This window comes from Pseudomonas sp. W2Jun17, assembly GCF_023127795.1.
In the GTDB taxonomy this organism is placed as follows: domain Bacteria; phylum Pseudomonadota; class Gammaproteobacteria; order Pseudomonadales; family Pseudomonadaceae; genus Aquipseudomonas; species Aquipseudomonas synxantha_A.
The window spans coordinates 163544-176544 of the sequence record NZ_SPKO01000040.1; the positions used below are offsets into that span (position 1 = coordinate 163544).

General features: G+C 62.3%; 9 protein-coding genes. 3 read left to right on the forward strand and 6 right to left on the reverse strand.

Annotated features, from left to right (window positions below; translation table 11 throughout):
- The first annotated feature begins 116 nt into the window (after positions 1–116).
- The 3 genes from purL (at position 117) to E4O98_RS26905 (ending at position 4932) form a co-directional block, all read left to right on the forward strand.
- Positions 117–4013, forward strand: coding sequence for a phosphoribosylformylglycinamidine synthase (purL, locus tag E4O98_RS26895; protein ID WP_032879622.1), 3897 nt, complete (start codon positions 117–119; stop codon positions 4011–4013).
- 4 nt (positions 4014–4017) lie between these two features.
- Positions 4018–4329 carry an NIF3 1 gene (locus E4O98_RS26900; RefSeq protein WP_003193986.1) on the forward strand — a complete coding sequence of 104 codons (312 nt, stop codon included), beginning with the start codon at positions 4018–4020 and terminating at the stop codon, positions 4327–4329.
- Positions 4330–4638: 309 nt separating this feature from the next.
- On the forward strand, positions 4639–4932 hold the full coding sequence (locus tag E4O98_RS26905; protein WP_032879623.1) for a DUF6124 family protein: 294 nt from the start codon (positions 4639–4641) through the stop codon (positions 4930–4932).
- A gap of 147 nt (positions 4933–5079) precedes the next feature.
- On the opposite strand, the gene nagE is transcribed toward E4O98_RS26905, so the two are convergent.
- The 6 genes from nagE to E4O98_RS26935 form a co-directional block, all read right to left on the reverse strand.
- Positions 5080–6783, reverse strand: coding sequence for an N-acetylglucosamine-specific PTS transporter subunit IIBC (gene nagE, locus E4O98_RS26910; RefSeq protein ID WP_228308929.1), 1704 nt, complete (start codon positions 6781–6783; stop codon positions 5080–5082).
- A 26-nt stretch (positions 6784–6809) separates the two neighbouring features.
- On the reverse strand, positions 6810–9320 hold the full coding sequence (gene ptsP / locus E4O98_RS26915) for a phosphoenolpyruvate--protein phosphotransferase (RefSeq protein WP_248136804.1): 2511 nt from the start codon (positions 9318–9320) through the stop codon (positions 6810–6812).
- A gap of 30 nt (positions 9321–9350) precedes the next feature.
- Positions 9351–10373 (reverse strand): SIS domain-containing protein, encoded by a 1023-nt coding sequence (locus E4O98_RS26920; protein WP_248136729.1) that lies wholly within the window; start codon positions 10371–10373, stop codon positions 9351–9353.
- Complete coding sequence (gene nagA / locus E4O98_RS26925) at positions 10354–11460, reverse strand: N-acetylglucosamine-6-phosphate deacetylase (protein WP_248136731.1); 1107 nt, start codon at positions 11458–11460, stop codon at positions 10354–10356. The genes E4O98_RS26920 and nagA overlap by 20 nt, the downstream gene beginning before the upstream one ends.
- Positions 11461–11470: 10 nt before the next feature.
- The gene (locus E4O98_RS26930) at positions 11471–12229 is read right to left on the reverse strand and encodes a GntR family transcriptional regulator (RefSeq protein WP_078822243.1); all 759 of its coding nucleotides are present in this window, start codon (positions 12227–12229) and stop codon (positions 11471–11473) included.
- Between the two features lie 262 nt (positions 12230–12491).
- Complete coding sequence (locus E4O98_RS26935; RefSeq protein WP_103734891.1) at positions 12492–12995, reverse strand: L,D-transpeptidase family protein; 504 nt, start codon at positions 12993–12995, stop codon at positions 12492–12494.
- Between the last annotated feature and the right edge of the window lie 6 nt (positions 12996–13001).

The window sequence follows — 13001 nt, forward strand, 5'->3', positions numbered from 1 at the left end:
ACCCTGCCAACTGACGTTCGGCAGCGGCCACCGGTGCCGTTTCGGGTGCCGTTGGCGAAGGTTTACGCTAGAATGCACGGCCTCAAAGCACACCCCTTCCCGAGGCTGTCCCGAAGATGTTGATCCTGCGCGGCGCTCCTGCCCTTTCTGCCTTTCGCCACAGCAAACTCCTTGAGCAACTGAGCCAGAAGGTTCCAGCTGTTACAGGCCTGTACGCTGAATTTGCTCACTTCGCCGACGTTACCGGCGTCTTGACCGCCGACGAACAGCAAGTGCTGGCACGCCTTCTGAAGTACGGCCCAAGCGTTCCCGTTCAAGAGCCGACTGGCCGCTTGTTCCTGGTTCTGCCGCGGTTCGGCACCATCTCGCCCTGGTCGAGCAAGGCCAGTGACATCGCCCGCAACTGCGGCCTGGATAAAATCCAGCGCCTGGAGCGTGGGATCGCCTTTTACGTCGCTGGCCAGTTCAGCGATGCCGAAGCCGAGCTGATCGCCAGCAGCCTGCATGACCGCATGACCCAGATCATCGTCAGCCAGCTGGAGCAGGCTGCCGGCCTGTTCAGCCACGCTGAGCCCAAGCCGCTGACCGCGATTGACGTGCTCGGCGGCGGCCGCGCCGCCCTCGAGAAGGCCAACACCGAGCTGGGCCTGGCCCTGGCCGAAGACGAGATCGACTACCTGGTCAACGCCTTCACCGGCTTGAAGCGCAACCCCCACGACATCGAACTGATGATGTTCGCCCAGGCCAACTCCGAGCACTGCCGTCACAAGATCTTCAACGCCAGTTGGGATATCGACGGCCAAAGCCAGGAAAAAAGCCTCTTCGGCATGATCAAGAACACCTACGTGATGCACAGCGAAGGCGTTCTGTCGGCTTACAAGGACAACGCCTCGGTCATCGTCGGCTCCGTCGCCGGTCGCTTCTTCCCGGACCCGGAAACCCGCCAGTACGGCGCGGTGCAGGAGCCGGTGCACATCCTGATGAAGGTTGAAACCCACAACCACCCGACCGCGATTGCCCCGTTCCCGGGCGCAGCCACCGGTTCCGGCGGCGAAATCCGTGACGAAGGCGCCACCGGCCGTGGCGCCAAGCCCAAGGCGGGCCTCACCGGTTTTACCGTGTCCAACCTGCAGATCCCGGGCTTCGAACAGCCGTGGGAAGTGCCGTACGGCAAGCCTGAGCGCATCGTCACCGCGCTGGACATCATGATCGAAGGCCCCCTGGGCGGCGCCGCGTTCAACAACGAATTCGGGCGTCCGGCGCTGACCGGTTACTTCCGTACCTTCGAACAATCCATCACCACCCCGCGTGGCGATGAAGTGCGCGGTTACCACAAGCCGATCATGTTGGCCGGCGGCATGGGCAACATCCGTGAAGAACACGTCAAGAAAGGCGAGATCCTGGTCGGCTCCAAGCTGATCGTGCTCGGCGGCCCGGCGATGTTGATCGGCCTGGGCGGCGGCGCGGCTTCCTCCATGGCCACCGGCACCAGCTCGGCAGACCTGGACTTTGCTTCCGTACAGCGCGAAAACCCTGAGATGGAACGCCGCTGCCAGGAAGTCATCGACCGTTGCTGGCAATTGGGCGACAAGAACCCGATCAGCTTCATCCACGACGTCGGCGCCGGCGGTTTGTCCAACGCCTTCCCGGAACTGGTCAACGATGGCGACCGCGGTGGCCGTTTCGAACTGCGCAACATTCCAAACGACGAGCCGGGCATGGCCCCGCACGAAATCTGGAGCAACGAATCCCAGGAACGCTACGTGTTGGCGGTCGGTCCTGAAGACTTCGCACGCTTCCAGGCCATCTGCGAACGTGAGCGTTGCCCGTTTGCCGTGGTCGGCGAAGCCACTGCCGAGCCGCAGCTGACGGTTACCGATAGCCACTTCGGCAACAGCCCGGTAGACATGCCGCTGGAAGTGCTGCTGGGCAAAGCCCCGCGCATGCACCGTTCGGCGGTACGTGAAAACGAACTGGGCGATGATTTCGACCCAAGCACGCTGGAGCTGGCCGACAGCATTGAGCGCGTGCTGCACCACCCGGCCGTGGCGAGCAAAAGCTTTTTGATCACCATCGGCGACCGCACCATCACTGGCCTGGTTGCCCGTGACCAAATGGTTGGCCCATGGCAGGTGCCGGTGGCCGACGTTGCCGTCACCGCCACCAGCTTCGACGTGTATACCGGTGAAGCCATGGCCATGGGCGAGCGCACGCCGCTGGCCCTGCTGGACGCACCGGCGTCGGGCCGCATGGCCATTGGTGAAACCCTCACCAACATCGCCGCCTCGCGTATCGGCAAGCTGTCCGACATCAAACTGTCGGCCAACTGGATGTCCGCTGCCGGCCACCCCGGTGAAGATGCGCGCCTGTACGACACCGTCAAGGCTGTCGGCATGGAGCTGTGCCCGGAACTGGGTATCACCATTCCGGTGGGCAAGGACTCCATGTCCATGGCCACTCGTTGGAATGATGAAGGCACCGACAAGAGCGTCACCTCGCCACTGTCGCTGATCGTCACCGGTTTCGCACCGGTCACCGACATCCGCCAGACCCTGACCCCGCAACTGCGCATGGACAAGGGCACCACCGACCTGATCCTGATCGACCTGGGACGTGGCCAGAACCGCATGGGTGCCTCGATCCTGGCGCAGACCCATGGCAAGTTGGGCAAACAGGCACCGGACGTCGATGACGCCGAAGACCTGAAAGCCTTCTTCGCCGTGATCCAGGGCCTCAACGCCGACGGTCACCTGCTGGCTTACCACGACCGTTCCGACGGTGGTTTGCTGACCAGCGTTGTCGAAATGGCCTTCGCCGGTCACTGCGGCCTGAATATCGTGCTCGACAGCGTTGCCGAGGATGCTGCCGAAATCAACGGCATCCTGTTCAACGAAGAGTTGGGCGCCGTGATCCAGGTTCGCCAGGACGCGACTCCGGACGTACTCGCACAATTCAGCGCTGCCGGCCTTGCCGAATGCGTGGCGGTGATTGGCCAGCCGATCAACAACGGCGAAGTCAATATCTCGTTCAACGGCGACACGGTCTTTACCGGTCAGCGCCGCTTGCTGCAACGCCAGTGGGCCGAGACCAGCTACCAGATCCAGCGCCTGCGCGACAACGCCGACTGCGCCGAGCAGGAATTCGACGTGATCCTGGAAGAAGACAACCCGGGCCTGAGCACCATGCTCAGCTTCGACGTCAACCAGGACATCGCCGCGCCTTACATCAAGAAGGGCATTCGCCCACAGGTTGCCGTACTGCGTGAGCAGGGCGTCAACGGTCAGGTGGAAATGGCCGCGGCGTTCGATCGCGCCGGTTTCAATGCGATTGACGTGCACATGAGCGATATCCTCGCCGGTCGCGTTGATCTCAACGAGTTCAAAGGCCTGGTGGCCTGCGGTGGTTTCTCCTACGGCGACGTGCTGGGTGCCGGTGAAGGCTGGGCCAAGTCGGCCCTGTTCAACAGCCGTGCTCGCGATGCGTTCCAAGGCTTCTTCGAACGCAACGACAGCTTCACCCTGGGTGTGTGCAACGGTTGCCAGATGATGTCCAACCTCAGCGAACTGATCCCGGGCAGCGAGTTCTGGCCGCACTTTGTGCGCAACCGTTCCGAGCAGTTCGAAGCCCGTGTCGCCATGGTGCAGGTGCAGGAGTCCAACTCGATCTTCCTGCAAGGCATGGCCGGTTCGCGTATGCCAATCGCCATCGCCCACGGTGAAGGCCATGCCGAGTTCGCCAGCGAAGAAGCGCTGCTTGAAGCCGACCTGTCCGGCACCGTGGCCCTGCGTTTCGTCGACAACCACGGCAAGGTCACCGAAAGCTACCCGGCCAACCCGAACGGCTCGCCACGCGGCATTACCGGCCTCACCAGCCGCGACGGCCGCGTGACCATCATGATGCCGCACCCGGAGCGCGTATTCCGCGCCGTGCAGAACTCGTGGCGCCCGGAAGAGTGGAACGAAGACGGCGCCTGGATGCGCATGTTCCGCAACGCGCGTGTGTGGGTGAACTAAGGCCGTGTACAAGCTCGCCTTCTTCGTGCCCGACAGCCATGTGGAGACGGTGAAAACCGCCGTCTTCGCAGCCGGCGGCGGGCGCATCGGCGACTACGACAGCTGCGCCTGGCAAGTGCTGGGCCAGGGCCAATTCCGCGCGTTGGACGGCAGTCAGCCGTTTATCGGGCAGGTCGGCCAGGTTGAAGTGGTTGAGGAATGGAAGGTTGAGCTGGTGGTGGCGGATGAGTTGATTGTGGCTGTTGTGGCTGCCTTGAAACTCAGTCATCCGTATGAGACACCGGCGTATGAGGTGTGGCAGTTGGCGGATTTTTGATCGGCTGGCTGCATAAACAAGAAACCCGCTGGGCTAGTTTGGTCAGCGGGTTTTTTGTTGGCTGTAAGTGCCAATCGCAGGCAAGCCAGCTCCCACATTTGACCCCGTTGTCAGACCGTACATCAATCCCATGTGGGAGCTGGCTTGCCTGCGATGGCGTCGGTGCAAGCGCCTCAGACCTTTCCGACAAGCCTTTCAGGTTGTCCGTCGGAACTCGCACAACTAACCTTCTCGAGTCGCTGCCAATTCAGTGACCGGGACTGCAAGCCTGAAAAATCACTAGGAGCCTATTCCATATGGAGTTTAATGATGATCAGCGACAACTTGCTAACTGGTTCAATCTCATCTCAAGCCGAGTCCCGCCAAGCTGGTGATTTACCGTCCGACCAGATCTTCACCGTAATACCCAGTCTGAACAGCGAAACCCTGCTCGCCAATGCTTCCCAAGACCTGGCATCCGTGCAGGCACTGGCGGGTCATCTGGCTTTTGATGTCGACGGTCCGCAGCGTGATGCCGTGCTGGGGATTCATCGGATGGTGGAGGGTATTCAGTTGATGGTGGATCGGGTGCTGGATTTAGTTGAGGTGCCTGAGCAGAAGTAATCAGGCGCCTGTGAGGGCCAATCGGGAGCAAGTCGAATCGTCGCACCGCCCCTCCCACATTTTGAATGGCGAACACATTTCAAATGTGGGAGGGGCGGTGCGACGATTCGACTTGCCCCCGATGAGGCCAGAAAAGCCACTACAGCTCTAAACCCTGGCGCCGACCTCACGGCCACTGACCAACCGCTCCAACGCCTCACCCAAGCCAGAGGCCTTGTCACCAACCAACAAGTGCCAAACACCGCTCTCAAGCTGACTCACACCTTGGCAACCGAGCGCAGTGAGCTGAGCTTCAGACAACCCCGAATCATCCCCCAACTCCACCCGCAACCGGGTCATCGCCACAGCTTCCAGCTGGCGCAAATTCCCTCGGCCACCCAGCGCATTCAGCCATTGCTCGGCCTCTTGCACATTCACCGTCAGGGGCTTATCCACAGGTGCAACCGCTACAGGCGCTGCAACAAACCCTGGCATGGCCAAACGAATTTCATCAGCAATGCTATCGGCCATCGGCCCAACCACCACCTGCAAACTCCCGCCGTTACCCGGGCGCACTACAGCCATGGCGCCCAGTGCTTTCAGTTCAGCATCCACCGCCTTGTTGCGATCAACCATGTCCAACCGCAGCCGCGTGGTGCATGCACCCACACTCAGCAAGTTCTCTGCACCACCCAGCGCCTGGATATATGCCGTGGCACGCTGGTTATCACTCATCGCTTCAGCCTGCACCACCTGGATATCTTCACGCCCCGGTGTCTTGAGGTTAAAGCGGCGGATGCAGTAGCTGAACACCGTGTAGTAGATCACCGAGTAGGCCAGGCCCACCGGTACCACCAGCCAGCCATTGGTGGACTTGCCCCAACCCAGCACCATGTCGATAAACCCACCGGAGAAGGTAAACCCGAGGTGGATATTCAACATATTGGTGACTGCCATCGACAGGCCCGTCAGCACGGCATGGATCAGGTACAGGAACGGTGCCAGGAACATGAAGGCAAATTCAATTGGTTCAGTCACCCCGGTCAAAAACGAAGTCAGCGCCATCGACAGAAAGATCCCGCCCATGACTTTACGGCGCTCTGGCAACGCATTGCGGTACATCGCCAGGCACGCAGCCGGCAGGCCGAACAGCATCACCGGGAACATGCCGGTCATGAACTGGCCGCCTTTCGGGTCGCCGGCAAAGTAGCGGGTCAGGTCGCCGGTCACCACCGCGCCGGTTGCCGGGTCGGTAAACGTGCCGAACACGAACCACGCCATATTGTTGAGGATGTGATGCAACCCGGTGACGATCAGCAGGCGGTTGAACACGCCAAACACGAACGCACCCAGGCTGCCGCTTTCCATCAACAACACGCCAAAGCTGTTGATGCCGTGCTGGATCGGCGGCCAGATCAGACCGAAGATCACGCCCAGGCCCACCGCCGAAAAACCGGTGACAATCGGCACAAAGCGTCGCCCACCAAAGAACGCCAGGTACTCCGGCAGCTTGATGTCCTTGAAGCGGTTATACAGCCCGCCCGCCATCAGGCCACTGGCGATACCGGCGAGCATGCCCATGTTGATGGTGGTATCCATCACCTTGAGGGTCGAGATCATCACCAGGTAGCCAATCGCCCCGGCCAGGCCGGCGGTGCCGTTGTTGTCGCGGGCAAAGCCCACGGCGATGCCGATGGCGAAGATCAGCGCCAGGTTGGCGAAGATCGCCTGCCCGGCATCGTGCATCACCGCGATGTTGAGCAAGTCGGTGTCGCCCAGGCGCAGCAAGAGGCCGGCGATTGGCAGGATCGCAATCGGCAGCATCAGGGCGCGGCCCAGGCGTTGCAGGCCTTCGATAAAGTGTTGGTACATGGCGTGTCTCCCTATTCTTGTTGTTTTCAGCTCAGCGGCCAGTGGTGTTGACAGGCTTGGCGAACGGCCTTGGCACTGCTCAGGTCGAGCAGCTCAAGGCTCAGTTGCCGGCATTGCGCCGCGTCCAGGTGGCGGACGCGGTCCTTGATTTCGCCGATCTGCGGCGGGCTTACCGACAGCTCACTGACCCCCAGGCCGACCAGTACTGGCGTGGCCAGTGGGTCAGACGCCAAGGCACCGCACACGCCGACCCAACGCCCGTGTTTCGCCGCACCGGTGCAGGTTTGGGCGATCAGCCGCAGCAAGGCAGGATGCAGCGCATCAACGCGGGCGGCCAAGCCTGCGTGGTCGCGGTCCATCGCCAGGGTGTACTGGGACAGGTCATTGGTGCCGATGGATAAAAAGTCCGCGTGTTCGGCCAACTGCTCGGCCATCAGCGCGGCGGCGGGCACTTCGATCATCACGCCCAGCTCGGGGCGCTGCGTCAGCTCCAGCTCCACGCACAGTTCATCCAGGCGCTGGCGAATCTGTAGCAGTTCATCCACCTCGCTGACCATCGGCAACAGGATGCGGCAGCGCGCCAACGGCGAGACTTGCAGCAGGGCGCGCAGTTGCTGGTCGAGCAGTTCAGGGCGCACCTGGGCCATGCGAATACCGCGCAGGCCCAGCACCGGGTTCGCCTCGACGGGCAGCGGCAGGTAATCGAGCTGCTTGTCGCCACCCACATCGATGGTGCGGATGATCACCGACTTGTCACCCATGGCATCCAGCACGGCCTGATAAGCTTGGCGTTGCTCCTGCTCATCCGGCGCGGTACGGCGGTCGACGAACAGAAATTCAGTGCGCAGCAGGCCGACGCCATCGGCGCCGTTGTCAAACGCCACCTGGGCTTCGGCGCTGGAGGCGACATTCGCCGCCACTTCAACCGTCACGCCGTCGGTGGTGAGTGCCGGTTGCCGGGCTTGGGCCTGTTGTTGCTGGCGTCGTAATTTCTGTGTTTCGCGAATCTGGTGAACTTCGGCGTGGCGCGCTTCACTGGGGGCCAGTTCCAGGCGGCCGTTGGCGGCATCGAGCACTACCCGTTGGCCTTGGGGCACATCAAGCACTTCATTGCCCAGGGCGACGAGACACGGCAGGCCTTTGCCCCGGGCCAAAATCGCCACATGGGAGGTCGCACCGCCTTCGGCCATGCAGATGCCAGCGGCGTGTTGCGCGCTCAGTTGCAGCAAGTCCGAAGGTGTCAGCTCATGGGCACTGACAATCGCCCCCGCCGGCAATTCGAAATGCCAGGCTTCACCCAGCAACGCACGCAGCACCCGTTGTTGAAGGTCTCGCAGGTCATTGGCGCGCTCGGCAAACAGTGGTTTGCCCAACGCCAGCAGCACGGCGCATTGGGCCTGGATCGCATCACGCCAGGCATGGGTGGCGGCGCTGCCTTGTTCGATGGCAGCGGTGGCTGCGTCGAGTAATGCCGGGTCTTCCAGCAGGGCGAGGTGGGCGGCGAAGATCTCTTCTTCTTCGACGTTCTTGCGTTGGCGCGCCTGGCCCAGCGTACTGCGGATTTCGCCGCGCACTTGCTCAAGGGCGGCATCCAGGCGTTGCAGTTGTTCGTCGACGCTATGATTGCCGCTGTCTTGCGGCAGTTCGATGCCCGTCAGGCGGAACAATGGCCCACATACCAGACCGGGTGCCGCGCATACGCCTTGCAGCACATTGGCTTCGGTATTCGCCCGGCGTGGCGTGGCGGCGACTGGTGCGTGGTGTTCCTCGTAAACCGCCACCGACAACGCGGCGACCAGGGCCTGCAACGCCGCCTCGCAATCTTTGCCGCGAGAGGTCACCCGTACCTCGTCACCTTCGCCAATACCCAGCCCCATCAGGCCGATCAGGCTGTCGCAAGCCGCGGTCTTATCACCGAAGTGCAGCTGCGATTGGCTGCTGAAGCCCTGGGCAGTCTTGCGGATCAGCGCGGCAGGGCGCGCATGCAAGCCGCCACGGTGGCTGATGCGCACCGTGGCGCTCACTTGCGCGACCGAGTTATCCACAGCGGTTTGAACCGGTGCGGATGTACGCAGGGCAATCCGCATCAGTGATTCACCGAGCTTCACGGTCTTGCTCGCGATGGGTTGCAGTTCGAAGCGGTCACTGTTGGTCAGGATGATCAGGCTCACCAGGCTTTTGCACTGGCGCGCAATGCGGTCCAGGTCAAACTGCACCAACGGCTGGCCCTCGCTCACCCGTGCGCCATCCTTCACCAGCAAGGCAAAGCCTTCGCCATTGAGCTCCACGGTGTCGATGCCCACGTGCATCAGCACTTCGGCACCGTTGTCGGCGCGGATGGTCAATGCATGACCGGTGCGGGCGACATGGATGATCACGCCGTCACAGGGCGCGTGCAGGCAATCGTTCAACGGGTCGATGGCAATCCCGTCCCCCATGGCGCCGCTGGCGAACACTTCGTCGGGGACGCTGTTCAGGGCCAGCACCGGCCCACTCAAGGGGGCGCTTAAGGTCAATGGATTATTGTTGTTGGGCATGGGCACGGTACTCATCAGGAAAACGCCGCTTTAGTGCGTACGGGTGACTTTGCTCAGGTGGCGCGGCTGGTCCGGGTCCATGCCCCGTGCCTCAGCCAGGCCGGCGGCCATCACGTAGAAGCTCTGGATCGCCAGGATCGGGTCCAGGCTCGGGTGTTCGGCGCGACTAAGGGTCAGGTCGCGTTCGGCGATATCGTCCGGTGCGGCCAGCAGCACGCGGGCGCCGCGTTGGCGCATATCGGCGGCCAGGCTCAACAGGCCGGGCTGCTCGGCGCCGCGTGGGGCGAACACCAGTAGCGGGTAGTTTTCGTCGATCAAGGCCATCGGCCCGTGGCGTACCTCGGCGCTGCTGAAGGCTTCGGCCTGGATCGCCGAGGTTTCCTTGAGCTTGAGCGCTGCTTCCTGGGCGATGGCAAACCCGGCGCCGCGGCCGATTACCATTAATTGCTGGCAGTCGCGCAGGGCCTCGATGGCTTGGGTCCAATCTTGCCGGGCGGCTTCACGCAAACCGTCGGGCAGCGCCTGGCGGGCTTGGAGCAACTCGGTTTCCTGGTTCCAGTGGCCGATCAATTGCGCGCTGGCGCTGAGGGTGGCGATAAAGCTCTTGGTTGCGGCCACGCTTTGTTCCGGGCCGGCGCACAGTGGCACGTGGAATTCACAGGCGGCTTCCAGCGGCGAGTCTTCGGCGTTCACCAGCGAGATGCTCAGGGCGCCGCGCTTGCGCAGCAGTCGCAGGCTGTTGACCAGGTCCGGGCTCTGCCCCGACTGGGAGAACCCAAACGCCACCTGGCCGCTGACTTTCATCGGCGCCTGCAACAGGGTCACCACCGACATCGGCAACGACGCCACCGGGATGCCCACATGCTGCATGGCCAGGTAGGCGAAGTAGCTGGCGGCGTGGTCGGAGCTGCCGCGGGCAATGGTCATCGCCACTTGCGGCGGCTGGCGACGCAGGCGACCGGCAACTTCTTCCAGCAGCGGGTTCAGGCGTTGCAGTTGTGCCGCGACGGCGTCGCAGGAGGCCAGGGCCTCTTCAAGCATTTTTGAAGTCAATGGTTTCTCCTTCGACCATTACGTCGGTGAGTGTCAGGGAGCGGTCCAGGCGCACGCAGTCGGCAAAGCTGCCGGGTTGCAGGCGGCCGCGTTCTTCCAGGCCCAGATAGTCCGCAGGAAATTGCGACAGGCGTTGTGAGGCTTCGCTGATGGGCAGGCCGATTTTCACCAGGTTGCGCAGCGCCTGGTCCATGGTCAGCGTGCTGCCGGCCAGGGTGCCGTCGGCCAGGCGTACGCCACCCAGGCATTTGGTCACGGTGTGGCTGCCCAGCTTGTATTCGCCATCGGGCATACCGGCGGCGGCGGTGGAATCGGTCACGCAGTACAGGCATGGGATCGAGCGCAGGGCCACGCGCATGGCACCGGGATGCACATGGAGCAGATCCGGGATCAGCTCGGCGTATTGGGCGTGGGCCAGCGCGGCGCCGACGATGCCGGGCTCACGGTGATGCAGTGGGCTCATGGCGTTGTACAAATGGGTAAAGCTGGTGGCGCCGGCGGCGAGGGCGGCGACGCCTTCTTCATAGCTGCCCAGGGTGTGGCCGATCTGCATGCGCACGCCGCGTTGGCTGAGGGCGCGGATCAGGCCGTCGTGGCCGGCGATTTCCGGGGCGATGGTGATCACTCGGATCGGCGCCAGGCGCAGGTAGTCTTCGACTTCGGCCATCAATGCGGTGTGGGCGAAGTTGGGTTGGGCGCCGAGTTTGCCCGGGTTGATGTAGGGGCCTTCCAGGTGCACGCCCAGTACCCGGGCGCTGCCTGTCGGGCGTTGCTCGCAGAACCTGCCGAGTTCACCGAGGACGCTGGTGATTTCTTCCACCGGCGCCGTCATGGTGGTGGCCAATAGCGAGGTGGTGCCGAACCGCACGTGGGTACGGGTGATGGTCTCGAAGGCGTGCGCACCTTCCATGATGTCGGCGCCGCCGCCACCATGCACATGCAGGTCGATAAAGCCTGGCAGCAAGTAGGGCAGGTCGTTGTCGGCCGGGTCACACGGCGTGCCTTCAATGGCGACCACCTTGCCGTGTTCGTGCACCAGGCGGCCGCGCATCCAGCCGCTGGGCGTGAGGATATTGTCTTCTGACATGGGCAGTTCTCTAAATTCGCAATTCGGCGGAGTAGTCATGACGGCGCAGCTCTGCGACAAAGTCGTAGTAGTCGTTGCGGCAGTAGGTGTCGGTGATTTCAATCGGCGTGTTGTCGGCGGTGTAGCCCACGCGGGTCATCAGCAGCATGGCGGTGCCGGGGGCGATGCCCACCAGCTTGGCGAACTCGTCCGAGGCGTTGATCGCCTGGATATGCTGCAGGGCGCGCACGATGGGCTTGCCGATGCCTTCCAGGTATTCGTACAGCGAATTGCCGATGGCTTGCGGTTGGGGCAGTACGGAGGCGGGCATGGTGGTCATTTCAATTGCCATGACCGTGTCATCGGCTTTGCGCAGACGCTTGAGGCGCGCCACTTTGTCGGTGGGTGACAGGCACAGGCGGATCAGCTCTTCGTGGGTCGGCGGGGTGATGTCGCGCTCCAGCCACTGGGAGGTGGGCACAAAGCCCTTGAGCCGCAGCATTTCGCTGAACCCCGACAAGCGCGACAAGGGTTGTTCCAGGCGCGGCGTGATAAAGGTGCCGGAGCCCTGGCTGCGGCGGATCAGGCCCTGGGCAAGCAACACTTCCAGCGCTTTACGGGCAGTGACCCGCGAGATGCTCAACTGCTCGCTGAGCGCACGCTCCGAGGGCAGGGCCTGCTCGGATTTCCACTGGCCGGCATGGATCGCGGCTTCAAGGCTGCGAGCCAGTTGCAGGTACAGCGGCGTGGATTGCTTGTCGTCGGGGCGCAGGGCCAGGATGGGATTCATCTGTCAGATTTCCGATGCGTTATTGGAGTGTTGTCGCCCGGTAATGGCCGGAAATTAATACCACTTAAATACCATGTCAATGCTGCCAAAACGGTGCGAACCCCGGTTTCAGGGGGCTTTAATAGGGCTTGGTATCAAGTGGTATTAGAGAGGTCTTTGTGTCGCGCACAAGTGCACTGTCCCGCGCGGTGAACTGGTATTCACCGGCAGGCGCTGCTGGAGGCAGGAATTATTTTCGAATTAATTTACGAACGGTACGAGATTACGGCCGAATCTCGATCATGGTGCCGTCTTTGACCAGGCTCCAGACTTCGCGCATGTCCACGTTGCGCATGCCGATGCAGCCGTCGGTCCAGTCCAGGGTGTGAAACCACTGTTCCGGGTAGTCTTCGGTGTCGGGCGTGCCGTGGATCATGATCATGCTGCCCGGTTTTACCCCTTCGCGGCGGGCGCGGGCAGCGTCGCTGATATTCGGGTAGGAGATGTGCATGGCCAGGTTGAAGCGGTCGCTGGTCTTGCGCCAGTCGATCCAGTAGAAACCCTCGGGGGTACGGCGGTCGCCTTCGATCAGCTTGTGGCCCTTGGGGTTCTTGCCCAGGGAAATGCGATAGGTCTTGAGGGGCTTGCCGTCGTTGATCAGTTGCAGTTGGTGGGCGGACTTGAGTACCAGGACTTTTTCGACGGTTTTACCGCCGAGAGTTTCCACCGTAGAGGCTGGGGACAGCGTGGCAAACGACAGGCAGATAAGAGCAAGCAACCAACGCATTGAAAC

What these genes read in the sequence shown, in the direction of transcription:
- nagA (WP_248136731.1), bottom strand. Translation starts at nt 11,460, where the DNA reads ATGTCAGAAGACAATATCCTCACGCCCAGCGGCTGGATGCGCGGCCGC.
- nagE (WP_228308929.1), bottom strand. Translation starts at nt 6,783, where the DNA reads ATGTACCAACACTTTATCGAAGGCCTGCAACGCCTGGGCCGCGCCCTG.
- purL (WP_032879622.1), top strand. Translation starts at nt 117, where the DNA reads ATGTTGATCCTGCGCGGCGCTCCTGCCCTTTCTGCCTTTCGCCACAGC.
- ptsP (WP_248136804.1), bottom strand. Translation starts at nt 9,320, where the DNA reads ATGCCCAACAACAATAATCCATTGACCTTAAGCGCCCCCTTGAGTGGG.
- E4O98_RS26930 (WP_078822243.1), bottom strand. Translation starts at nt 12,229, where the DNA reads ATGAATCCCATCCTGGCCCTGCGCCCCGACGACAAGCAATCCACGCCG.
- E4O98_RS26905 (WP_032879623.1), top strand. Translation starts at nt 4,639, where the DNA reads ATGATCAGCGACAACTTGCTAACTGGTTCAATCTCATCTCAAGCCGAG.
- E4O98_RS26935 (WP_103734891.1), bottom strand. Translation starts at nt 12,995, where the DNA reads ATGCGTTGGTTGCTTGCTCTTATCTGCCTGTCGTTTGCCACGCTGTCC.